Source organism: Chryseobacterium candidae (assembly GCF_004916905.1).
GTDB lineage: Bacteria > Bacteroidota > Bacteroidia > Flavobacteriales > Weeksellaceae > Chryseobacterium > Chryseobacterium candidae.
In genome coordinates this window covers 370,440-394,313 of sequence record NZ_SDLV01000003.1, presented here as the reverse complement: position 1 = coordinate 394,313, position 23,874 = coordinate 370,440, and the positions used below count along the sequence as shown (strand labels likewise).

The window sequence follows — 23,874 nt, the reverse complement described above, 5'->3', positions numbered from 1 at the left end:
AAACTCACACTATTTTAAGTGTTTTCTTAAAGGTTGCTTAAAATAAGTTGAGCAGAGATTTTGTATATTTGTGTGAAATTTATTTTATGACAAATTCTAGAGCAAGAGAAACAACAGAGGCTATTGAAAGACTATACATCTCTATGAGACACCTGTTTTATAGAGGATTTTTCAAGCCGGGCGGAGTTTCAGGAGAAAGTATCAGAAGTTTGTTAAAGACCATCAATCCGGAAATTTATGGAACCATGAATATTCCAAGTAAATTGGAACTGGACGGTTTGATGTATGTGCTGGACAGACTTCCGGAAGGAATTGAAGAATGCGCTTTTATTCACCTTACATCTGATGAAGGGTTTGATAAAGGAAGTTTCGAACCTATTGTCCCTAAGAAAAGAAGAAGAAACTGCTATAGAATAGACGAACACCAGATGAATATTGAGGTTCTTTTGGGCCGTTCCGAAATTTATGACATTCTTACCCACCTTACCTTCCTTTTTATAGAAGCTGACAAAATCCGTAATCTGGCATTCATTCAGGATGAAAACTGGAAGCCGACACGTGCTTTCAAAATTATTGAAGAAGTAGTGAAAGGTGAAAAGAAATTCAGCAGAAAAGAAAAAGAAGTAGCGCTTATTCATCTTTCTTCTTTAATAGGAAGATCTTTTGATGAAACGTTGAGAGCTTACAATACTTTCGGTGATGATCATAATCCTGACCGTCTGTTCAAAATCATTTACAACTTGGCAAAAGTAAGTCTTGATGATGCCAAAGGAAGCAGAGAAAGGGAAATTCATTTCAGTTCTATATTAAAAGAAAGAGTAGGTCACCATTATTTTGGTGAAAAATGGGCCAACAAAGTGAAAGAGGTTTTATTTGAAAACAATCTTCACATGCGTCCGTTGCATATTATTTCTGCCAATATGCACTCGGTGAAAAATATGCTGTATGCCAATAATGCCCTTAAAAAGAAGCAGCATCATGAGGTGGATTATAAATTGTACGAAGAGATTTCGAACAAAAAAGAACTTCGTGATAAGGTTTTAAAATATGCTTTGGAGGAAGGAATGATCCATATTGCGGACAAGAGCGGAAGTAATATAGATGTACAAATCATAGACCTCAGCAAAACAGATCTAAAGAATACCCCATTTGCAGACTGCAAGTTCGGAGGAGATGATGTGGTAATGGTTTTTGATTATGCATTCGGAGAGCAGGCTTTTGAAGTAATGGATGAATTGCTTCGTCCTTTTGAACATAAAGCAGAAGTCTATATGATGCATGTAAAATCTGTTTCCATTATGGGTAAAGCCGGAATTCTTACCGGAGAAAAAGGAGATATTATGATTCCTACTTCCCATATTTTTGAAGGAACTGCAGATAACTATCCTTTTGAAAATGCTTTAAAACTGGAAGATTTCAAAGATGATGAATTAAAAGCTTTTGAAGGTCCTATGATTACCGTTCTGGGTACTTCTCTTCAGAATAAAGATATTCTTTTGTATTTTATGAATACTTCATGGAAAGCAATAGGTCTTGAAATGGAAGGAGCGCATTACCAGAAAGCCATTCAGGTAGCCTCTAAGATCAGACACCACATTTCACCGGACCTGTTTGTAATGTATGCTTATTACGCTTCAGATAATCCGCTGGAAACAGGGAGTACATTGTCTTCAGGAGGGTTGGGGCTTACGGGAGTAAAGCCAACCTATCTGATCACTTTAAGAATTCTTGAAAAGATTTTAAGAAGTGGAAAGAAAGAAGCTTCTGCAAAAAAATAATTGTAATTTAAAATTATAATATCAACCTCAGATACTTTTGTATTTGAGGTTTTTTGTAATTAATTAAACACGAATATCACAAATTTATTTGCACAAATTGCACTATTTTATTGTGTTTAGAATAGTGGCTTTCATTGGTGAAATTTGTATTTAAATAAAAACCTATCTTTAGGAAACATAAATAAATATCCATGAGCTCAATTTCACAACTTGCCAAAAGATTCAGAGAGGTTCTACTGGATGGTTTCTGGATCGCCAATACCAATTTTAAAGATCAGCTTTCAGATGTTACCTGGGAACAGGCGGTTGCAAAAGTAGATTCTTTAAATACCATTGCCATGCTTACCTTTCATATTGATTATTATATTGCAGGCATTATTAATGTTTTTGAAGGCGGCGGGCTTGAGATCAAAGATCAGTTCAGTTTTGATCTTCCAGCCATAGAATCTCAGCAACAATGGGAAGAGCTGTTGAATAAACTCTGGGCAGATTCTGAAAAATTTGCATTATTATTAGAACAAATGCCTGATTCCAGACTTGATGAGGTTTTTGTTGATGAAAAATACGGAACCTACCGAAGAAATATCGATGGAATGATTGAACACAGCTATTATCATCTGGGGCAGATTACTTTAATTAAGAAATTATTAAGAAACGTCTGAAAATAAATATAGCACCTTTGAAAAGCTGTGTATCAGTGATTCTTGTCAAGGTTTCAAACCTTGACAAGAATTATTTCAAGAAAACTCAGAAAGAAATTTAACAATTCAGATCAAAATCCATCTATAACCATAACAAACAGAATAAAACCTCAGAATAACTCCTATTTGAGGCTTTTATTTAAATTACCTACCTTTAGAAAAAATAAAATTTTAAATGAGAAAATCGGCTGCAATCATTTTTGCGTTTATCATTTCACAATTTCAGGCTCAGCAAGGAGCTTACTATCAGCAGGCTGCGAAATACAAGATGGATATTGATGTCAATGCTGAAAAATTTACCTATCAGGGAAAACAAACTTTAGAATACACCAACAATTCGCCGGATGAGCTGAATGTGGTTTATTTTCATCTATACTGGAATGCTTTCAAACCTAATTCTATGATGGATCAGAGAGTGGCTTCCCAAGGGAAAAATGGTGACGGAAGACTACAGAAAGACGGTGTTTCAAGACTTGCTTCCATTCCTAAAGACCAGGAAGGGGCTCAGAATATTCACTGGATTAAACAAAATGGGAAAGATCTGAAATTTGAAGTTCAGGAAACCATTATGAAAGTATATCTGGCAGAACCTGTCAAGCCAAATTCTACCACTACGTTTACAATGGATTGGGATGCTGTGATTCCTATGCAGATCAGAAGAAGCGGAAGAAACAACAGAGAAGGAGTAGATATGACCATGACGCAGTGGTATCCGAAAATTGCTGAGTACGATTATGACGGCTGGGCCACTTTTGATTATCTGGGAAGAGAATTCCATGCACCATTCTCCGATTTTGATGTTACCATTAAAATCAACAAAGATTATGTAGTAGGAGCAGGAGGAATCCTGGAGAACCCTTCAGAAGTAAAAGGCTACGATGCCAATGCCAAAATAAAAATAGAAAAAGACAAAAAAGCGGTTTGGAAATGGACTGCAAAAAATATTCTTGATTTTGCATGGAGTGCAGACAGAGATTATTCGGTAGAAAGCTTCAATGTTCCGGAAGGTCCGAAAGTATATCTGGTGTATCAGAAAAATGATAAAACGAAAGCATGGGGTGAATCTCAGCCTTATATCACGAAATATTTCCAGATTATGAATGCTCACTTTGGAAAATATGTATATCCTACCTACGCATTTATCCAGGGAGGTGATGGAGGAATGGAGTACGGGATGTGTACCATGATTCTGGGGGAAGCTAAAAATATTAAAGATTTAATGGGATTAATGGCTCACGAAGGCGCTCACTCATGGTATCAGCAGATGCTTGCCACTAACGAATCTGTACGTCCGTGGATGGATGAAGGTTTTACCAGCTATGCGGAAGGCTATACCATGTATCAGTTATTCCCTGAAGATCTGCCAAATCCTTTTGCTAAAACACTGGATGCTTACAGAAATTTTATTAAAAAAGGAATTGAAGAACCGGCAGTCTGGTTAGGTGACCACCATGATAACGGAACAGCTTATACCTATGCATCTTATGTGAAAGGGGAGTTGTATCTGGTACAGCTTGGATATATTATGGGAGAGCAGAATCTTACAGAAACCTTAAAACAATATTATGACCAGTGGAGTATGAAACATCCTTCAGACAGAGATTTCCTTCATATTGCCCAAAAAGTTTCCGGAATGGATCTGAAGTGGTTCCATAACTATTGGATCAATACAACAAAGACAATCGATTACGGAATCAAAGATGTAAAATATGATGCCAATTCTACTACTATTACATTGGTTAATAACGGACAGGTTCCAATGCCGATTGACTTTGGAGTGATGACAACCGATAAGAAAATCGTTACCTATCAGATTCCAATGAATATGACTCATACATGGAAAGAAAAGGATATTTATGGTGAGTTTAAAACAATGCCTTACTGGCCATGGACTCAGAAAGAATATACCCTTACTATTCCTTACACAAAATCTCAGTTATCTGTTCTGGGGATTGATTTCAGCCAGAGAATTGCAGATGTGAATATGGAAAATAATTTTGTTGAGGTAAAATAATCTACATAAAAAACTATCCATACTAGATAGCTGCCTTTATGTTTTTTTAGTCAATCTTTTCAGAATGAAACATAGTAAAACCCACAGAGCCCTCTGCGGGTTTTACTATTTTAATTTTTATAATACTATTTTCAACCTGATCTCTTCCAGGTTTTCTATTGAATGGCTGAATCTGTATCCTTTTCCATAATTTATGGTATAGCTTTCAATAATAAAATTATAATTTCCATTCAGTTTTTCTTTTAAACTTTCAACAAGTCTTTTATTGAGGCCATCATCCAGATCTGAAAAATAAAATCGAATTAAATCTTTATCCCAGGGCTTTAATTTTACAGTTAGCTTAATCTTCGTTTTTCTATTTTCAATAGCTTGGTAACATTCTATTAAATATTGATGATCTCCTTTTTCTTCAATGATAATATCATCAGCTATAAATCTATTTTGAGGGTTAAATTTTTGAGAAGAAATAAATTTATAAATATTCCTGTTGAATTCTGTATTGTGATTAAGTACTATAACTTCATTATTTTCATGATCAAATATCTTTACTGCTTTGTCATGATATTGATACATAACATAGTTTGGATTTTCAGAATTTATCAGGAATTGTGATTTATCTATTGTGCTGAGATTGCTTTTTATGAGAAATTTATAATCAAATGTATAATGAGACTGTGCATTCCAACTAAAGCTAATAAGCATAAATAAAAAACATATTATAGCTTTTGAATTTCTAATCATTTTTTGCATTTTTAAAATCTTATTGCAAGAATAATTTTTTTTAATCAATTAACAATACCCTTTTCCTGAAAAAATAATTTTAACCTTTAGATATGCTGCAGATGATATTTTACGAGGATGTTTCATGGTACAATATATCTCATTTTGTTACAAATGAATAGGCCGGAGCTTTCCGGAGGGCTCAGTTGATTCCCCCCAGCTTGCGGGAGCCTTCCGGAGATCTCCGGAAGGCTCCCGCAAGCCTGTTTTAAACCTCTCGAGGTCTCCGGAAGGCTAAAATATCTGTGTTTGTAACTTCCGGAGGATTTGTACAGGATACCAACGGTTTGTTTTGTGTGATGTGAATTCTGTCAATGATAGTATTGAGATCATTGTAATTTATGGGAGATTGGCAGGTTTTTTTTATAAAAATCATTAAATTTAGTGCCTCAAAAATAAGCGGGATTTCAATTTATGTAATGAATTTCTTCTGAAAAATATGTCAATGAATTCAATTGTAATAAACGTAGGAAACAGCAATATCAGATTTGGTCTTTTCAATGGGGATAATTGTGATATTTCGTGGGTTATCAATACAAAACCTTACAGAACAGCAGATGAGCTTTATGTACAGATGCTGATGCTGTATCAGACCTATAAAATTGATCCCAAAGAGATTGATAAGGTAATTATCGGATCCGTAGTACCTCAGCTTACCAAAGTAATGAGCTCCGGCATCAAAAAAATTCATGGAACAAATCCTGTGATTGTTGATAGGTCAACACCTTCGGGAGTTCAGGCGAAATCCAGGCAGATGGGAACAGATATTTACGCAAACCTGGTGGCTGCACACAATTTGTACCCGAACAGAAAAAAGATTGTCATAGATTTTGGGACGGCTCTTACCGCAAGCTGTGTAGCTGAAACAGGGGAAACTTTAGGAGTCATTATTGCTCCGGGAATTGTTACATCTCTGAATTCGCTGATCAACCAGACCGCACAACTTCCGGATATCGAACTGAAAAAACCAAAATCTGTCCTGGGATTGGATACGGTAACCTGTATGCAAAGCGGAATGGTATATGGCTTTCTTGGGATGGTAGAAGGTTTTGTAACCCGCATCAATGAGGAAGTGAATGACGATTGTTTTGTAGTGGCAACAGGAGGTGTTTCTCACGTCTATAAGCCTCTGACGGATAAGATTCATGTGATGGACAGACTTCACACCCTGAAAGGTCTTTATTTCCTCGGAAAAGATTTATAAATTTAAATGGTTAAAGTTGAGGTTGAATCCAGCCGATACTTTAGTTCCTCAATCTTACTGTTAACATAATGAAAAAATTTCCCGTCATACAAACAGAAAGGCTGACTCTTTCCCAGCTGGAAGAAAGAGATATTTCTTCTATAGTTGAATATCTTCAGCACAGAATTTTTTCTGATCTTACCTCTAATATTCCTTATCCATACGTGGAAAATGATGCGATATCCTGGGTGAAAATGTCAAAAGAAGCTTTTGATAACAATACCGGATACACATTTGCTATCCGGAATAAAGAAGGTCAAATCATGGGAGCTATTGGGCTGCATGACAGAGATGATGATAAAGCTGAACTTGGCTACTGGATAGGAATTCCTTACTGGGATAAAGGATATGTAACTGAGGCCGCAAAAGCGATAATAGATTTTGGTCTTAATGAATTAAAGTTGAATAAAATTTTTGCCACTCATTTCCTTCACAATCCCGCGTCCGGAAGAATTATGGAGAAGATAGGAATGGAGCAGGAGGCTGTTCTCATAAAAGAAGTGAAAAAGGACGGAGAATATTTTGATCTGGTGAGATATTGCATCTTAAAAGACTGAATATAAGGCATTTGTGGTTATAAAATTGAAAGCCAGAAAATATTAATATCCTCTGGCTTTTGTTTTTAATTATCTTTTACTTTTAAAGAATTCTTTAACAATAGAAGAGCATTCCGCTTCCATGATTCCCGTAATAACTTCTGTTTTCGGGTGGAGAGAAAGATGTTTATTGATAAAACCTCTTTGTTCATCCCGTGCTCCAATCACTACTTTCGAGATTTGAGACCAGGAAAGTGCGCCTGAGCACATGACGCAAGGTTCCATCGTAACATACAGCGTACAGTCTTTTAAATATTTTCCTCCCAGGAAGTTGGCTGCGGAGGTGATGGCCTGCATTTCTGCGTGGGCTGTAACATCATTCAGTGTTTCGGTGAGATTATGGGCTCTTGCAATAATTCTGTTGTTTGAAACCACCACGCATCCGATAGGAACCTCATCTTTTTCTAAAGCGGTTTCTGCCTCCTGTAGAGCCATTTTCATGTAATATTCGTCGGTAAACATTAATCCGTTATCGTTAAAGTTAAAGGAAGTTTAAAACGGTAAATAGTAGGATCGCCTTTCAGCATTGCCGGAGAAAATTTTTCGGTCAGAGAATACAGGGCTATTTCTGCCTGCCTGTTGAAGGTGAAATTATTTCCCTGTGCATGAACATTGCTGACAGTTCCATCTTTTTCTACAATAAAAGCGACATCTGTTTTTACCATCTTTTCTTCAGAATATACCCCGTCTACGTACAGCAGATTGGCAACTTCCTGTCTCAAAGAATTGATACCTCCGGGATAATCTGCGATCTTTTCGGCATCTGCAAACTTTTCAGATGAGGTGAATGTGGTGTTTTTGATGGTTTGAAGGTCTTCCAGGTTTCTGACTTTTAATAAAGCTCCGATCAGGGCATTGTTTTCAATGCTGTCCATTTTTTTCATGAAAAAAAGAAAATCTCCTTTTATAGCAGCTTTTTTTACCGTATTGGATTCGGCATCAAATTTCTTTTTAAACTCTTTATTCAGCATATTTCTGTGCTGATTATAATAACTTTTTACAAGCCTGAACTCTTCTTTCTGCTGGGCGAGAAAAAAGGAAGAGATAAAGCAGCTGATGCCAATGAATAAAGTTTTCAATAAAGGTATATTTATGTAAATATAACAAAAAATATGGAATATATTCCTGATGATCAGCTTTCAAGATAACGGTTCAAAGATTCCTGCAAATGATTGCGGATATCATCAACTAAACCTTTCGGTTCCAGAACGGTTACTTCTTTTCCGTAGGAAAGAATCTCCTGCATAAAATCATAAGTAGGGTGGAGGAAGAATTCAAAATAGATCTCTTCCGGAGTTTCTTTGGTTTCTTTCTGTGACTGGTGAAGAGGAAAACTTCTGATATATTCTCCCTGGTGGCGGCTGCATTTCAATACAATGTTCTGTGGATTCTGTTCTGTCAGGTTCATCACCCCGAATGCATTTTTGAAATGCTCCCTGAAGTTGTATTTGTACTTTTCTCTGAACTGATTTTTGGATACATCCAGATAGTTGATTCTATCCAGCCCGAAAGATTTTAAAACTTTATCTTTTGTATCAATGGCAATAAGATACCATCGGTCTTTGGATTCTTTTAAGGCTAAAGGATGAACTTTTCTGGAAGTCATCAGTTTGTTTTTATAATTATAGTGCTCAAAGCTTACAACCCTTTTATTTCGGATCGCGAAGAACAGGTCATAGAAATGTTCTACACCGGTGGGTTTACGGCTTTCGAAGAAGATAAAATCTGAAAAATCGGGGTGGGTATTCATGGCGTTACTCACCTGAAAAGATTCCAGTAGTTTTTGGTTGTACTCATCCACTTCCATAATGGGACGGCTCTCGATGTAGTATCGATTGTCTCCTTTTTTCTTGTTGTGGATGGAAAGATTGAAGAGATCAGAAATCTCGCGGATATCTCTCTGCAGGGTACGGATAGAATAACTTTTGATATCGGCATCCTGGAATTCAAAAGAATTCAAAAGATAGTGCTCCAGCTGGGAGTAAGTAGCTGGAGAACTTTCTAATCTTTTAATAATTAAGGCATATCTTGTCAGATAAAAATCTTTCTTCATTTCTCTTTTTTTATGGTGCAGCAGTGCTGCGTTTCATGGTAAGGTTTTATAAGACAAATATATGCGGTTAAAGCGACAAAACGTGTCGTGTTATAATTTTTATTACAAACTTATTGCCCGTAATCTATGAAAGAATTCTTATTAATAAATAAATGAAACGTTGTGGTTGTAACTTCTATTTTTGAAATAGGACTATTGGAAATAACAAAAGTTGTTTTATTATTTTGTTCATTTTCTGTAAATGATTTCCCTTGTAAATGATTTTTTACAATATCTTTAAACCCTGGTGAAGGCGTTTGGAACTCCATCAATAAGTTGTCCAAATATTCAGTATTTCCTCCGAAGACAGTTTTTACACCATCTTTAAAATCAAATTGTATTTTTTTGATATCTTTTCTTTTAGATGATTCTTTTTTTGTTTTCATATCATAATCTACAATTCCTGTCCAGATAGGTAAAGGATTTGCATATTTGTTTTTGAATACTTTGATAATGGTTGCCACTAAATCATTTAAAGAACATTGTAACAACAATTCCTCCAAATGTTCTTCCTTATTCATATTTTCCAATGTATTAGGATCATGTATTTCCTGATCGAGTGCAGTTAATCTGTACTTTTCAGGAGTAGTATAAAATAAAATTTCTAAATCTTTATCTGTTACCATAATTTATAATGTTTTTACGGTTTTTCATGTAGCTTTTTAATCCCGCCCTCCGTACTTTTATAAAGAAGAATTTTTATTTGACTTATCAGGAATGAAAGTTTATAAAAATAAAAACGGTAACTGTAAGTTACCGCTAAAAATTATAGTTTATTAATAGAATTTATTTTTTTAACTGAATTCAATATATAATGGAAGAATGTGCTGAAATAAGATATATCATATAATCTAAAATTAATATCCTCTTTGGGCAAACAAAATGGATTTATCTACCAATTCATCAACAAATTGACTGAAAGTATCATTTAGTTTGATAAGTATATTAGGATCTTCATCATCTTCTCCATAAGTGGTGAACCATACAGCGGGATTTTCTGTTCCCTCATTAAGATAGAAGAAGAAAAACTGCTGAAATCCATCTTTTTCTGAGATTACCCAAAAAGGTTTATTGATAGGGATTTGAAACTGTTCTATTGATTTCTCCAGTTTTTTTCTAACATCGTCTTTCACCAGCATATCTATACTGCTATTGCCTTCAGCAAGTCTCAAACCACCAGTATAGTCTCCCGCTAGATATAAAAATTCTTTATAAACAAGAGGAAACTTTACATTCAGTCTTTTCTCTATTTTTTTTATTGCGTCTTCAGAAATTCCCTTAATTGTTCGTCTGTTAATTGTTGGGTTTTCTTTTAGTTTTTTTAAATATTTAATTTCCATTGTTTAACTTTTAATTATACCTAGTTTTTTTAAATCATTGTTATTTTGAACATGACCGAAATCGTCAAATCTAACCGCTTCTACTTTTATATTTTTAATTTTATACATTTCTTGTCTTATTAAAATCTGTTTTTGACATGACGGACAAGGTTCATATAAAGTTTGAAGATGTATTTCTAATACTTGAACGTTTTTTTTACCATGTTGATTAAAAAGCAACTGTAGGTCTTTATCATTCTGAAAAAATATATTATGCTCAGAATCATAAAATCTAGTTTGAATATCATCCTTGAAATGACTTTCCAATTCTTTACCACGAATATTAAGGTTTGATTCAAGATAACTTTTTTCGACTCTGGGGATAAACCCTTCCGGCGGACCTCCTTTTCCTGCCAATGATTTATATTCTAAGATTACTTCTTTACCATTAATAAGAATTTTTTGTCTCATTATAGCAACATTTGCTCCATCATTAGAACCAAGATGATTTCTTCTTATGGCAAGCATCTCCTCCATATCGCTTTTAGAGAGGTCGCTGACTGCATTTAATTTTTTCCATTTAATAACTACTTTTTCTAAGTTAGAAGACTCCAGTAATAATATCTTGTACTCTTCATAAAAAGCTTTCATAAGCTTCCTTAATAGCTTAATTTCAGCGGGGGTTTGTGGAACAATATATAAATTCTTTAGCTCTTTAAAGTACTCTCCAAAAGCCGAAAAAACATCATCTATTATTCTTTTTATTGCAGCATCACCATTTTTCAGGTAATTTATTAAGCCTAAGAAGGATTCGATTAAACTTCTGATTGACTTTACAACAAATTTAGAAAAAGTTCTAATAACTTTTGTTGCTGCTGAGCCAATCATCCTAAAAATTCCAAAAATAGTTTCTGCAAGTTTTTCAATTATCACGGCAACACTGAATGTTCCTCCACTAATAATTATTCCGATTATAATTTCAATAATTAAAGATATGATTAAGCCATAGGCATAACCAATAAAATATGCACATGAAATTGGATCAAAGGTTAGATTTATTTTCTTGAGTTTTTCAAACGCATATTTAGCAATTTCTGAGAAGCTTATATTCTTAACTGCTTGAATTACTTCATCAAACTGTTCTAAAAGTGAAGGAAGATATTTTTCAATATTTTGAGCAAAATCCTTACCTAGTGTAATACCATCATAAATCATTTTTACCATCGCAAATAAGCCGGCAACAGCATCTATAAGACTATTCCATATACCACAAAGTAAAGCGTTGTATACTTTTGTTCCATATTTTAAAATTTCGATTTCAGAAAGACTTTCCAGGTTGGAAGCAATATCATGCATAATATAATAGGCATCCAAATAAGACTTATATAAAATTTCCAACAATCCTTTTGGTTGACTGTCATGCTTAAAGTCCTTTCTGATATTCAATACTAATTTTACAAAATCATTTTGCTCTGTAAGCATAGTTTTTAAATGACTGCTTATTACTGTAAAGTTTATCGAGCCTTCTTCATTTTTCCCTGAGGAAATAATAGGGGTATATTTATAGTTTTTATCAATTTCTCCATTTTTAAGTCTTGGAGGTTTGGGTTGCCATTTATTTTCTTCAAGCCTTGCAGCTTCAATAAATTGAATAATTTTTTCAAGAACTGTACTTGTCGTTGCTCTCAAAGCGTCATTTGTCAGAATTCCAAGACTGGGATGGATTAAAGAAATTCCGCTGGAAAAGAAAGATGCTACTTTAAAGTATGTTTTGGCAATATCAACACGATAGTCTTCAATAAAACCATTTCTTAAAAGGCTTTGTATTTGATCATCAGATAATTCAGGGACTACGGCTTTGATTTCTTTGTAAATCTCATTATTATCATATACGTCATAAGCAAGTCTGTTTTTAGAATTTAGGAAAGATAATACATCATTTGAAATCTTTATTGCACCATAGGTACCGCTGACACTATCTGTAGAATTATCCTCTACAAAAATTAAAATCTCCCTGCCTTTAGGATTCGAAACTTCAAAACATTCTTTAAGCTTTGTTGCTTCTGTAGAAGAAAATATGATGACTTTAAAGGCAAAGTTTTTCACATCTTTTACACCATAGTAATAAAAATCTTTTACAGTAGTCTTAATTACAGGAGTAAGATCACTGTTTTTATCAGAAATATATGCAAATGTCCCTTCCAATGGAGGGCTTCCATCAGGATAGTATTTCATTTGTAAATCTTCTACGGACTGATTGAAAAGCTTTACCGTTGCCAGCGGACTCACATTGTTCATCCCTCGGATATTTTCACCTATGGTAAAAGCTTTTTGCATTGAGGGGAAAGAAAATTTATTCTCCATCGACAATGCTTCCTCACCAACATCAAAAACATCTTTATAATCTGTGTTTTTCATTTTTAATAATTTTAAAGATTAATAAAAAAGGCAGAGTAAAACACTCTGCCTCATGAATTAGGATTCAACAGAATTATTGCAGTGCCTGCTTTAATTCAGATAATGGTAATGAAGCGATAACTTCTTTAGGATTATCATCTGTCGTTAGCTCAAGGAATCCGTTGTTAAGTTCAATTTTGTCTACAAACTTATCGTCTCCTGCATTTAATTTAGAGTCAACAATAGAAAATTCAGTTTCTATAACAACATCTGAAGGAACTTCAAAATCTTCAGGATTTTCCTTTGTAAATGGTAATGCTGTGGTTGTCTTTAATCCGGCTGAGTCTTCCTGTAAGATATTCAGAGAAGTAGGAAGTACAGTAATCCATGCTTTTCCTTGTTTTACTCCTACAGGCTCACGCATTTCATCTACGATACTCAGATACATTGGGTCTCCAATTACCGGTACTTCTCCACCATTCCAGATTCTTCCGGTAGACATAAAGAATTGTACAGCATCCTCGAATCCTGGTTTTACGGTAACAATTACTCTGGCCATCCCTGCCTGCAGGAAGTTTCTGAATAAAGGATCTGTACTTTGAGACAGATACATATCCTGCCATTTTGCTTTGTCTCCCCAATAGTAAGGATAGAAGGTATAGTCCATGATGCTCCATTCAAAGGCTTGTTCCATGAATTTCGCTAATGCGGTATATTGTTCGAGATCTTCGCCTAGCACAATACTGAAGTCCTGCATTCTTTCTGCTCCGTTAGTGAAGTTTTTACCCAGGGAAGCATAATCCTGCAGTAGATAAGCAATACAGTTATGTTTCAGGATGACAGATTCCATGTTACGGAAGAAGTTGCTTGAGTTCAATTTTTCTTTATTCTGCTCTTCTTCCTCCTTCGCTTTTTTCTCGATTTCTGCTTTTTTCTCTAAAAACACTGCATAGGCTTCATCGTAAGCTTTGATGATTGCTGTGAAGTTTTCTAAGAACCATGATGCCATATACGCTGCAGAAAGTTTGCAAGTAATTTCGAATGCGATGTTGACAGAGTCTATATTTTCACATCTATAAACGAAGTCATAGGAACCGGTTACGTTTTGTGGCGTAAAATAAGCAGTACTGTCAATTGAAGTATTCCAGTTTTCCAATGCTACTGTACCGCCGGCAAAATTGCTTGTATATAAAACACTTTTCCCTCTTGAATTTCTTTCGAATCCGTAGAACATTTTTACCGCGCTTGCTTCATAGTTATCAGGGATATCAATTTGTCTGTGTCTGAATTCTCCGTTTCCATCTACTTTTTCCCATTGTTTTCCAAGAATAAGATTGATAGGAGATTTTGGCTGCTCGGTAAGTTTTACATTATAGTAATTTGCCCAGTATTCGATTTGTTGCTGAGTCGCTTTTTGAGCACTTGGCATATTCCATTGGCCGGTAACAGTTCTTGGATCTAACGGTGGTGTTAATGTATCAGATTTCGAAGCAGCCGTAGCCAAAGTATGAAGTCTTGCAGGTTCAGGAACCATAAATTCAAACATAGTACGTTTACCGTAGTTGAAGATCTGGTTTTTCATTTTCTTATCAACCCATCTGTAAACGCCTACTACATGTTTGTTTCCATTTCTGTTATCAAAACCATGAGCGTTGTTTTCTTCAAACTCTTCAATAATTTTTTCAATTCTTTCCTCAGCTACTTTGGTAAGAATTCTTTCCGTAGCTTTTTCTGTAATTTCCTGAGATTTTGAAATAGCCTGTCTTGTACTGTTCTCTTTAGAGTTTCTGGCTGCAAAGCTTCCTCCCACTTCAAAGGATTTACCCATACCTCCATATCTGAAATGTGCTTCTGTATTGATATCCTGTTGAATAACGTTTGCCACTTCAGACTGCATGTCGTTTCTGGTTGTAGTTGTAGTATCACTTAACGTTTCTCTTTCAGTCGACTTGGAAGTTGTTGTTTGAATTTCACTTCTTCTCAGCCTGCGGGTTGATTTTTGTTTAAACTCTTTTGCCATAATATTCTCGATATGAGTTACCTCACCCGGAACATAAGCGTGCGTTGTCTGAACAACTTTTAAATAATCTGCAATACCCAGTCTTTTTACTCCAAAATGTTTAGGAATGAATGTTCCAGGTTTGTAACCGCCATTTCCTTCAGATGGATTTTCAGTTTCATCTTTTGTTTCTTCGGTATATAGAATTCCTGTGAAAGTTCTGTTGATTTCAATTTCAGAAAGGTTTAATGAAGCTTCTTTTCCGTTATTAAAATAAACTTTGATATCCATAGACCTGATGAACTTACCAAACTTATCAACCAGGAACAGCGGTAATGCCACTTTTCCGTCTACCACTTCAATATTGGAGAAGCTTTCTTCAAACAAGCCAAAATCTGTGCTGGCATTGATTCTTACAGAAGCGGCACCCCATGCATTGCTTTCAGCCTGATAATAGAATGTAGCTGTTGCAGGCATTCTTGAATACAAAGGTTCATAGGAGGTTTTCAGGTAATATGATCTTGGAACAACCCGAGATGAAGCACTGTAATTAGAAGCAACAGGAATCAATACTCCTCCTACGCTGGCATACGTCTGTTCAGTAACTGGTGATTTCTGGAATAAGGTCTGAACTTTTGAAGCAGTTTCTTCATCCAGTTTTTCAAAGATTTCCGGATAAGTATCAAACTCGTCAGTAATGGAAACTTCAATTGTCCCTAACTGTAGTTTTCTATCACTTAAAACCGTGATTGTTGAAAAGTCCAATCCGTTTTCAGGCTTTTCCCCACTTGTTATTTTTGTGAAAATATTGACAAATAATTTGAAAGAGTCTAATGAAAGTTTTTCTTTCAGATCTTCGAAATTAATTTCATTTTTATATTCAAACTTGAATGGCGGAACCTTTAATGCTTCCAATGAAGCATACAAAGCATCAATTTGTTCCTGGGTTAAACCACCTTTTGCAATTTGGGCTTTAACACTTTCCTGCAAAGCATTGTATTTCTCAATATCTGTCTGATGGGTATTCATGTATTGTTTATAAGCAGCATCATATGCTTTTGCTCTCAGTGTATAGAATAGCTTCTGAGTAGCTTCCAGTTCTGCTCTCAACTGTAACAATCCATCCTTCTCAAAGGTAAGATAAGACAGTTCTGAGATTCTTTCTCCCTCTGCTTTTAACTGCTGCTGTACTGAAAAGGAAAGAGGAGTGGTGCCGTTGATAACTCCCTCTCCAATTTTAGAGAGATTTACCTGAAAGGTATTTCCTGAAGGGCTTGATGTAGTGCCTTCTCCTTCGTATCCGTCTCCGAAAAGCTTCATTGGTAAAACAACTCTTGCTTCCAATGCTTTTGCTTTTATATCCTCACCATTGATTTTTATTAATTCCGTTGTGACAGGTAGATCACAAACATATCCGAAGTGAAGAGCCCTTAAGATGTGAACCAAAGCTTCTTTAACATAGAAGTTTTTCTGGGTAACGGTCTGATAAATAAGATTATCCCAAATTTCTCCCATTTTAGATTGGATAGCATTGCTGTTATATAGATTCTTAGCTGTAATTTCATCTGCTAAAGAAATTGCTTCTTTTTTTGCAATTTTTCTTCCGACTTTTAGTGCTTCGGAAAGAGGTCCGTTTTCAATCTCAATTTCGCTTTGATAATCTACCGGATTGAAAGATTTGGCAGCATGTTCCAATGCCTTGAATTTTTCTAAAGCCGTGCTTCCCGGATTAATTGCAGTGTCAAAAGAGGTTGTAAGCTGCGATGGTCTGTGAATGAATCCTAGATTTACTTTTTTAGTTTCTGTTAACTCCGGATTTCTTAAGCTTACAAACCTGAATAGGGTTTGTGGTGCGCTGTTGTTTGTTTCGTTAGTTGCCATTTTTAATATTTTGTTTTTGTTGTGTATTTAATTTTTGCTTAATTAATGAGTTGTTGTTATATGGGGCTGTCATTCTTTTTAGTGTATTCAAGAGTCAGGGTAAAAGAATTGATTGAGGAGTAATCATAATCCGGAACATCTATAAGTTCAAATCTTATCATTCTTTTATCCAACGTTATGAAAGCTTTTGACATCCATTGGTTTCCTGCGAATGCTACATCTATTGCATACCATTCTGTAAACATTTCATTAGAGATGATGGTTTCAAGGTCCGGGAATTCAGCCTTCAAATCAATTTCACCTGTTCTCGGAATCTGATCCAGATACAAAGTTTTTTTGTAAACAGGTTTGTTATTAATCCACGTTCCGCCAGTTAATTCTTCATGACGAGTATAAGTATGCTGCTTGTCTGCATATTTTTTTTGAATAAAAGAGTTGTCATCATAATTATTACCAAAATAAACGTCACTTGTTATACCTTTTGAATCAGCAAAACTTGATGTGAAATTCAATTCCCTCGCCTGAGAAATGGTTAGCGAAAAGGTATCTGTTCCAGAACCTCCGGTACCTGTCAATCCAAAACCACCATCTTCTAGTGCGAATTTAGAATTGTAAGACGGATTAACGTAGTTAATAAAGCTAACGCTTTCATTTAAGTGGATATCTCCTGTAATAGGTTTAGCAGATGCTGTACCTGAAAGTGGAACAAAATCAGTAAAATCTGATATATTTTTATATCCGAATACATTACCGGCATTCAGAACCGCTACTTTTGTATAGGTGTTATCGGCCAGTGGAGTTCTTTTTGCACTGATTACAGCATCAAAATCCAATGTTCTTGTGGCAAAATCTCCACCAATTAAAGGGGTTACAAAATCATGACGTCTTGCTACCGGATTGGATTCAATAACCAACTTGTTGAATGTTGAACCTCCTAACGGTGCATTACAGCCGATAACGACATTGTTATCACCCCAAACTCCCATAGCATGAGTAGTGGAAGCTGCGTTATATCCAACAAAAGTATTAGATCCCCATGCGCCTGAAGTTGTCACTTTTCCATGAATATTTCCCGCAAAAGCACCTAAAAAGGTATTCTGGGTTCCATTAGTTAAGGAATAAGCGGCTCCAAGACCGAGCGCAGTGTTATTGGTTCCGGCAATATTTTTGTTTCCTGCCTCATCTCCGATATACGTATTTCCATTTCCTGTTGTTGTTTCAGTTCCCGCTTGTGTTCCGAAAAAAGCATTGAAATTACCCGTTGTAAGTTTAGCTCCGCTTGAAACACCTGTTGCGGTATTCCATCTTCCTGTGGTGGTTTCATTTAAAGAGTAAGAACCGAGAGCTACGTTATTTGCTCCTGTGGTTAATTTTGATAATGTATTATAACCAATGCCTAGTCCGTAAGCTCCGGTATGATCCGTATTCAAATTTCCAAACCAAAAGGAATAAGTGGTAGGACTGAAGTTTATTTCGCCCGCTCTGCCCTGGCTTGGCTGAAAAATAATAGGTTTGGTTGTTCCGTTACCTCTGTCGATGACATTCTGCAAATTATCATTCCCGCTAAAAGTTGGCTTATCGGAAAGATCGTTGTAACTTCCTGTTACAGCTACTTTTTTTACAGTGATTTTTTCCTGACCTTCCTGTGATACTGTTACACTTCCATCAGCATTGGTCGTTGGAATGATGCTGAATTCCGAGAGATTGATGTGAAATGCTGATCCGTCATTCTGGGTAATGGTAATCATATTTTGAGAGGCATCATATACCGCGTTTTCAATGCTGATATCACGGGTTACCAAACTGCTTAAATCTACCGATTTACTTTGCTGAACCCCATTCTCACCTGTATAAAATACGGTTAAGACGTTTCCATTTAGTTGGGGCGACTGAATAGCTGTCTGAGTTTCAATTTTTTCTTTCCAAAGCTGAGCATCCTGTTGGCTTATATTGGAAGCGTTTACATCTGCTTTTTTAGACAGATCATAATCTAATTGATCTGCAGGAATCTTTTCATCTTTGTGCCAGTATGAATCATGCCACTCCCAGAATTCTTCCTGTACCGGAATGTCTCCGTTTTCGAAATATTGTTTTAATTCTTGTTTTGTTTTCATGTTGTTGAGTTTATCTATAGGTGATTGTAGCTGTTGACGGAATACCTGCCTTACTTAGATCTAATCCTGTAGGCGCTGAAACATTCTTAAGGGAAGGAATGGCAAATGCATTTTCTCCAACAGAGCTGACTGAATCTGGAATATATAAAGCTGTTAGGTCGTTACTTGTTGATAACTGAAATGCTGATGATTCAATAGTTTCTACTCCCTCTTCTAATATTAATTTTGATATCCGGGCGTTACCACTTGCAAAAGCGAATGTTTCTATTGTTTTACATGAACCAGGAATTGTTATGGATCCCTTTAGGTATTGAGAGTTAAATGCTCGAGCTTTTATCCTTTCCAGAGATTTAGGAAAAATAATTTTTGAAATGCGTGGTACAGATACTGAAAAGATAAATCCTCCCACAGTTTTTATACCTTCAGGAAAAACAATGATGTTATCAGTTCCAATAATTTCTGTACTATCCGTTGGTGAATAGGCAAATTCTGTATAAACAGGCAGATCAAGTGAAGTATTGTTTAGTTTCTCTCCTTTATGCCAGTAAGCGTCCTGCCATTCCCAAAAGTCTTCCTGTTTTGGGATATCTCCATTTTCGAAATAGAGTTTTAATTCTTCTTTTGTTTTCATAAAATTTTGTGTGATTTGTAGGTTAATAAATTCATTTTTTCTCCTTTTATGGATGGCGGAGTTTCCATTTTTATCCTGTATTTTCAGACATAGTTCTGGCTGTCCAGCATTTTGTGAATGGTGAATTCAAAGGTGTTGAGACTATTTAATGAGATTACTGTGCGTGTATTATAGAGATTTCAAAGGTAATGGCGGACAGCGTCAGAACTTGTCGTGTTTTTTAAATTTATTTAAAAAACATCTTCTTCAGGTATTCCTTTTTCAAAATCTTCTCTGAAGAAGTTTTCAATGTCATTGAGATAGTTTTCATAATCCATCTCAGCATTTTCGATATCGCTCCATTCTATCGTATAGAGATCTTCATCGATGAGTATATCTGTATTGTGATCTGGTGTTTCCATGTTTTGTGTGATAAGGTGTTGGTTATAATTTTTTGAACATATTTCAGGCTGTTCAGCATAGGGAAATGTTGAATTCAAATGCTTTATAAAAGTTTTTAAGGATTGTTGTCTGTGTCTTTTTTGATACTCCAAAGGTAATCGGGTGAAACGACAAAACTTGACGTGTTTAAAAAAGATTTTCCAATTTTAAAATATAATTTTTAAAGCTTATATTGGGTCTTTATAAGGTTAAAAGCTTATATTTTATTTTTGATGAGCTTCTGAACAATTTGGTTTAATGTTTCTCTGTTATCATCAATATAGCTCAATCCGGCTTGTATCAGATTCTCAATATTGGATCTTCTTACATTATCCATGGCGGGAGAAGCATTTTTCAATGAAGGATTCAAACGGTAATAGTTTTTTTGATTTCTAAGGCCCAGAGTCTGAAACATCTGTTCCAGCTGATAATCTACAGTTTCTGCGTTGGCAGACATCAAAATGTCAACGATTGGGCCTACCCAGCCAATTTTTCCTGCTTTTTCCAGTCTTTTAAAAGAGTAAGGTCTTGCTTCAATTCCTGTTCCGATAGAGACGATGATCATATCGTTTACACTTGGATGGTTGGCTTTCTGATGGTTTTTTAAAACTTCTGCAAAAGGGATCTTTCTTGCTTCAGCATAGGCGCAGAGTGCAGGATTATTCGCAAACATTCCACCGTCAATCAGGCTGAAGATCTGTCCATACATAGATTTGATCTGCACCGGACTAAAATAAGTGGGAGCCGCTGAAGTCGCTCTGCAGATATCTCTTACAAAGAAATTGTCTGTGCTGAGGTGGGCTTTCCAGGAGTTGAAAAGTTTTGCTCTTCTGTTTTCAATATCATAACTCGTTATTAAACATGGTTTTATGAATTCTTTTAATTCTAGATTTCCAAAAAAGTCATTTAAGTTTTTTTCAAGAGCTTCCTGGGAAATTTTTTCATTCAATAATCCGAATGGATTGACCAGTTTTTCCCAAAAGGAAACCTGGAAAATGTCGCCACCCTTTTCAGCATATAATTCCAACCCTTTTTGAATAGAATATTTTGCTTTTCGGGTTTCATCAGGAGAGAGAATAATAGAAGCAATCAGACCTCCGGTACTGCTGCCGGCCACCAGATCAAAATAGTCTCCCAGCTTGGCAGCCGGCTTATCATAATACTGGAGCTGTTCTTCTATGTAACGCAGAATAATGCAGGTTACGATTCCCCTTATTCCACCTCCGTCCAAAGAAAGAATGGTTGTCTTTTTCATGTGATATTTTTAATGGTTTTTTAAAAGGACACATGCAATCTTAAATCTACAGAATCCGTTGAATAATCAAAAAATATTGAGATTCCATACTTAGATTTCATTGCTTTTTTCGTTGTTTTCTTATAAAGCAAAGGTAGGCTGGGGAAGCGACAAAACGTGTCGTATTAAATTTAATTTCAAATAAATAACACTAAAAAACAACGTAATTCTGCTGGTCTTTTGGCATCTTCAAAAGCTTTCTCCAGCTGGTTTTTACAGGTCCTTTTTTAGAAGGGATGTTCTTTTTTTCAAAGTGGGGAAGATCTTTAAATGTTTTCCAGTTTCCACCCCAATCCCAGCCGTGGCGGGCAAATATTTTTACACATTCGTACCAGTCTGCAACGTTGTCATTATCCCAGTCTTTTGCCGTATCCCAACTTGCTGTTTTCCCGTCAATCATAAGACAGATGTCTACTGCCAGGCCATAATTGTGAATACTTTGTCCTGCCTTTGCATTGGTTACTTTTTTTCCTGAAGTAATTCTTCCGATTGCATACAGCTTTTCCTGCTCTTCAAAAGATCTTAATCCCTGAGTGATCCGTACTTTGGCTCTTCCGGTAAGTGCTTCATCACATTCCTGTATAATTTGCTTCACTTCATCTCTTACCAACGGGTGAAGCTTCTGAATTCTTTCTAAGGTTACTTTGTCCATATTTCTTATTTTGTTACAGGACAAAAGTATAGCGCGGATGCGACGAAACTTGACGTGTTTTATTTGAATTTTGATTAAAATTATATAACATTCTATCAGAGGATGAAAACATAAAAGGGAGACATATTCAGAAATGCTTAAATTAATCTATACACAAAAAAATGAGAAAATTTGCTTTTAAATTTTTAAAAATCAAATAGAAGTAGTAAATATGACGGATAAAACACAATATTAATGCATACTATCCTACCTTTTTTATTAGCCATGATTGTGGCCATTGTGCTGCTCAATATGTGGGCTGCAAAGCTAAAAATTGCTTACCCTATTTTGCTCGTTGTATTCGGATTGCTGGTCAGTTTTGTGCCAGGTCTTCCGGTTGTAAAGATCAATCCCGATCTTATTTTTTTTATCTTTTTACCTCCTCTTTTATTTGAAGCAGCATGGTCAATTTCCTTTAAAGAAATGAAACGATGGTGGCGTATTATCGGAAGCTTTGCTTTTTTGGTAGTATTTTTTACGGCACTGGCAGTAGCAGTGACGGCTAATTATTTTATTCCCGGATTTACACTTGCTCTCGGGTTTTTGCTTGGTGGTATCGTATCTCCACCAGATGCCGTGAGTACAGGAGCCATTATGAAGTTTGTAAAGATACCCTCCACTACATCTGCTATTCTGGAAGGAGAAAGTTTGCTGAATGATGCATCTTCACTCATTATATTCCGTTTTGCTTTAATTGCTGTAGGAACAGGACAGTTTATATGGCAGGAAGCTTCGCTGGATTTTTTATGGATGGTAATAGGCGGGGCAGGAATCGGGTTACTAGTGGCATGGATTTTTGTACAGGCTCACAAAAGACTTCCTACAGAAGCTTCTTCAGATATTGCACTCACACTTATTGAACCTTATCTTATGTATTGGATTGCAGAACAGTTTCATTCTTCCGGGGTGTTGGCTGTAGTTTGCGGAGGGCTTTATATGTCAGGTAAAAGATTGATATTTTTAAACAGTACCAGCCGTATTATGGGGTATAGCGTATGGCAAAGCTTTGTATTTATTCTGAATGGTATTGTATTCTTAATAATAGGACTCGAACTTCCTGAAATTGTGGGAGGGCTGCGGTCTGAAGGAATTCCTTTAAGAATTGCTATCCAATATGGAGTGTTGGTGACCGGTATTCTGATTGCCGCCAGAATCATAAGTTCTTATGCTGCTATGCTGGCTACATTGATTTTCCGACCAAGTGTTGCTCCTCGTGCTTCTTCTGCAAAAAGACGCCTGTTGATGCCTCTGATGCTCGGATGGACGGGGATGAGAGGTGTTGTCTCATTGGCTGCTGCACTTGCCATTCCGATTACCCTTGAAAACGGACTCCCTTTTCCCAACAGAAACCTTATCCTATTTATTACTTTCGTTGTGATTCTGCTTACCTTACTCGTACAAGGACTTACTTTGCCCTACTTTATAAAATACGGACATGTATTTGATGATTTTACAGATGAAGAGAAAGATAAAAAGACGAGGGAAGAAATAAAACATCAACTGAAACAGCATGTTTATCATTTTCTTAAAAATAAGCATGAAAATGAACTGAACAGCCATGCAGGATTAGAAAGAATGCTGAAACAATGGGAGGAAAAAATACAGACTCATAATACAGACTGGATGAATGAAAAGACCAAAGATATCTTTTTTGAAATGCTGGAAAGCCAAAGACAGTTTCTTTCAGAATTGAATAAAGATATTTCTGTCAACGAAGAAATTATCCGCCATCAACTCTATCAGCTCGATCTTGAGGAAGAACGTTTGCGGATGATTTAATCCGTATCACAATCAATGTTTTTGAAAACAAAATTAAAGCGTTAATGCGACAAAACATGTCGTGTTTAAAAATTTTATTCATTTGTTTTTCAGATTGTTAAATGTGATGTTAATTATGGTTTAAAAGATTGTTTTATTCTTTAAA

The 23,874-nt window shown here is 35.7% G+C and carries 19 protein-coding genes; 6 read left to right on the top strand and 13 right to left on the bottom strand.

What is annotated here, in order from left to right; genetic code table 11:
• Positions 1–86: 86 nt before the first annotated feature.
• The 3 genes from EK417_RS02480 to EK417_RS02470 all read left to right on the top strand — a co-directional run bounded on the left by EK417_RS02480 (position 87) and on the right by EK417_RS02470 (position 4,493).
• Positions 87–1,778, top strand: coding sequence for a DUF6909 family protein (locus tag EK417_RS02480; RefSeq protein ID WP_136521239.1), 1,692 nt, complete (start codon positions 87–89; stop codon positions 1,776–1,778).
• A gap of 191 nt (positions 1,779–1,969) precedes the next feature.
• Positions 1,970–2,440 carry a DinB family protein gene (locus tag EK417_RS02475; RefSeq protein WP_136521238.1) on the top strand — a complete coding sequence of 157 codons (471 nt, stop codon included), beginning with the start codon at positions 1,970–1,972 and terminating at the stop codon, positions 2,438–2,440.
• Between the two features lie 214 nt (positions 2,441–2,654).
• Positions 2,655–4,493 (top strand): M1 family metallopeptidase, encoded by a 1,839-nt coding sequence (locus EK417_RS02470; protein WP_136521237.1) that lies wholly within the window; start codon positions 2,655–2,657, stop codon positions 4,491–4,493.
• Between the two features lie 117 nt (positions 4,494–4,610).
• Here the strand turns inward: EK417_RS02470 and EK417_RS02465 are convergent, their stop codons facing one another.
• Entirely contained in the window at positions 4,611–5,234 is a 624-nt protein-coding gene (locus EK417_RS02465) for a hypothetical protein (protein ID WP_136521236.1), read from the bottom strand.
• 484 nt (positions 5,235–5,718) lie between these two features.
• Here EK417_RS02465 and EK417_RS02460 point away from each other — a divergent pair, with 484 nt between their 5' ends.
• A complete protein-coding gene (locus EK417_RS02460) occupies positions 5,719–6,477 on the top strand; it encodes a type III pantothenate kinase (protein ID WP_076596439.1) in 759 nt (252 codons plus the stop codon).
• Positions 6,478–6,545: 68 nt separating this feature from the next.
• Positions 6,546–7,073, top strand: a complete 528-nt coding sequence (locus EK417_RS02455) for a GNAT family N-acetyltransferase (RefSeq protein ID WP_136521235.1) — start codon at positions 6,546–6,548, stop codon at positions 7,071–7,073.
• 69 nt (positions 7,074–7,142) lie between these two features.
• Here EK417_RS02455 and EK417_RS02450 read toward each other — a convergent pair whose 3' ends face one another.
• The 12 genes from EK417_RS02450 to EK417_RS02400 all read right to left on the bottom strand — a co-directional run bounded on the left by EK417_RS02450 (position 7,143) and on the right by EK417_RS02400 (position 21,911).
• Positions 7,143–7,574 carry a nucleoside deaminase gene (locus tag EK417_RS02450; protein ID WP_076596437.1) on the bottom strand — a complete coding sequence of 144 codons (432 nt, stop codon included), beginning with the start codon at positions 7,572–7,574 and terminating at the stop codon, positions 7,143–7,145.
• On the bottom strand, positions 7,574–8,191 hold the full coding sequence (locus EK417_RS02445) for a hypothetical protein (protein WP_228402566.1): 618 nt from the start codon (positions 8,189–8,191) through the stop codon (positions 7,574–7,576). The genes EK417_RS02450 and EK417_RS02445 overlap by 1 nt, the downstream gene beginning before the upstream one ends.
• Positions 8,192–8,244: 53 nt before the next feature.
• Positions 8,245–9,165 (bottom strand): helix-turn-helix transcriptional regulator, encoded by a 921-nt coding sequence (locus tag EK417_RS02440; RefSeq protein WP_110366561.1) that lies wholly within the window; start codon positions 9,163–9,165, stop codon positions 8,245–8,247.
• A 110-nt stretch (positions 9,166–9,275) separates the two neighbouring features.
• Positions 9,276–9,830, bottom strand: a complete 555-nt coding sequence (locus EK417_RS02435; protein WP_136521234.1) for a hypothetical protein — start codon at positions 9,828–9,830, stop codon at positions 9,276–9,278.
• Between the two features lie 231 nt (positions 9,831–10,061).
• Positions 10,062–10,544: an SMI1/KNR4 family protein gene (locus EK417_RS02430; RefSeq protein WP_136521233.1), complete on the bottom strand. Its 483-nt coding sequence runs from the start codon at positions 10,542–10,544 to the stop codon at positions 10,062–10,064.
• Positions 10,545–10,547: 3 nt separating this feature from the next.
• Positions 10,548–12,941: a hypothetical protein gene (locus EK417_RS02425; RefSeq protein ID WP_136521232.1), complete on the bottom strand. Its 2,394-nt coding sequence runs from the start codon at positions 12,939–12,941 to the stop codon at positions 10,548–10,550.
• 73 nt (positions 12,942–13,014) lie between these two features.
• Positions 13,015–16,800, bottom strand: coding sequence for a hypothetical protein (locus EK417_RS02420; protein ID WP_136521231.1), 3,786 nt, complete (start codon positions 16,798–16,800; stop codon positions 13,015–13,017).
• Positions 16,801–16,856: 56 nt separating this feature from the next.
• On the bottom strand, positions 16,857–18,914 hold the full coding sequence (locus EK417_RS21285) for a hypothetical protein (protein WP_181446065.1): 2,058 nt from the start codon (positions 18,912–18,914) through the stop codon (positions 16,857–16,859).
• Positions 18,915–18,924: 10 nt separating this feature from the next.
• On the bottom strand, positions 18,925–19,545 hold the full coding sequence (locus EK417_RS02410) for a leucine-rich repeat domain-containing protein (protein WP_110366556.1): 621 nt from the start codon (positions 19,543–19,545) through the stop codon (positions 18,925–18,927).
• A gap of 230 nt (positions 19,546–19,775) precedes the next feature.
• Positions 19,776–19,946 (bottom strand): hypothetical protein, encoded by a 171-nt coding sequence (locus EK417_RS20955; RefSeq protein ID WP_168801917.1) that lies wholly within the window; start codon positions 19,944–19,946, stop codon positions 19,776–19,778.
• Between the two features lie 236 nt (positions 19,947–20,182).
• The gene (locus EK417_RS02405; protein WP_076596426.1) at positions 20,183–21,220 is read right to left on the bottom strand and encodes a patatin-like phospholipase family protein; all 1,038 of its coding nucleotides are present in this window, start codon (positions 21,218–21,220) and stop codon (positions 20,183–20,185) included.
• Positions 21,221–21,410: 190 nt separating this feature from the next.
• The gene (locus tag EK417_RS02400) at positions 21,411–21,911 is read right to left on the bottom strand and encodes a M15 family metallopeptidase (RefSeq protein WP_110366553.1); all 501 of its coding nucleotides are present in this window, start codon (positions 21,909–21,911) and stop codon (positions 21,411–21,413) included.
• Between the two features lie 234 nt (positions 21,912–22,145).
• Between EK417_RS02400 and EK417_RS02395 the strand changes: the two genes are divergently transcribed.
• Positions 22,146–23,729: a Na+/H+ antiporter gene (locus EK417_RS02395; RefSeq protein ID WP_136521230.1), complete on the top strand. Its 1,584-nt coding sequence runs from the start codon at positions 22,146–22,148 to the stop codon at positions 23,727–23,729.
• The last annotated feature ends 145 nt before the right edge of the window (positions 23,730–23,874 follow it).